The 1,281-nt window shown below is 34.7% G+C and carries 1 protein-coding gene; it reads right to left on the minus strand.

Annotated features, from left to right (window positions below; all coding sequences use genetic code 11):
- On the minus strand, positions 1 to 1,281 hold a 1,281-nt coding region (locus IBX42_RS12525; RefSeq protein ID WP_294933260.1), incomplete at both ends, for an IS1182 family transposase.

Consider the following 1,281-nt stretch of genomic DNA (forward strand, 5'->3'; position numbering starts at 1 on the left):
CAGAGATATTCCTATAAGATTTAGCAGTCGTTTAAAATTATAGCTAAACATTATCAAAGCATTTTCGCCTGAGACTTTTTCTCTGCCTCGCACTAAAAAATGATCCCAACCCAAACTTCTTTTGATAGTTCCAAATGGATGTTCTACGATTGAGCCTCTTTTTTTTATGATGGCTTTTGCTTCTTCTGTTTGCATTCTCTTTGCATGTTCCTCTGTAATGTGTTCATGTTCCCATCGAAAGATTTGTTTATAAGGTGTATTTTGAGGCAAGCACTTCTCTCTTATGGGACACGCTTTACATGTTTTACTCGCTCCTCTGTAGTTGTATAAAAGCTTGCTGTTTTTCATCTGTAATGAAGTAGTTCGTTTGATATGTTGCTCATTTGGGCAGAGGTAGCAATCACTCAATGCATCATAGATAAACCTATCTCTGGTAAACTTCCCTTTATCTTTTTGAGCCTTGTTTTTATCAGCATGTGGAACTATTGGGATGATATTGTCATCTATGCACTTTTTAATTTCAACAATGCTGTAATAACCAGCATCTGCAACTACCTCTAAACTCTCTACCTCAAGAATCTCTTTGCATCTACTAGAGATATTATGGAGTTGTTCAAGGTCATTTCCTTTTGTCGTAACATGAGAATCAACTATAAATTTATGTCTATCATCTACGGCTATTTGAGAGTTATATGCCACAAGATTGTGTGCAGGTTTCACCATTAGCGAAGCATCTGGGTCAGTTGTGTTATATTGGTTTTTGCCTAGCTTTTCAAGAAGTGCTAAATCCTCTTCTAACTTTTTCTTCTTTTCTTGAAGTTTTTCTATTTTTGTTGGTAGTGTTGCATCATCCAAACTATTTGTATCTTCTTTGTCTGTCGTATCAAGCAGTGTTAAATATTTCTCAATACGCTCATCAAGAAGTTCTAAATCTTTGAGTGCATTTTTCTTCATAATTAAACTGTTTTTAGAAGCATTGGCTCTTAAAAATGCTCCATCTATCGCAATAAGTTTGCCTTCAATAAGTTGTACATCTTTGCATAGTAAAACAAACTCTTTAAATACTTTTTTTAGTGCTTGTGGATTATCTTTGCGAAAGTTTGAAATAGTCTTGTAGCTTGGGTTAAGCCCTTGTGTGAGCCACATCAACTCTATATTGCGTTTAATCTCTTTTTCTAAATTGCGTGAACTTCTTATTTTATTGAGATACCCATAGATATATATTTTTAAAAGCAGTTTGGGATGATATGCAGGTTGTCCGTCATTGGACTTTTTAGAAAG

This window comes from Sulfurimonas sp. (assembly GCF_014859695.1).
In the GTDB taxonomy this organism is placed as follows: domain Bacteria; phylum Campylobacterota; class Campylobacteria; order Campylobacterales; family Sulfurimonadaceae; genus Sulfurimonas.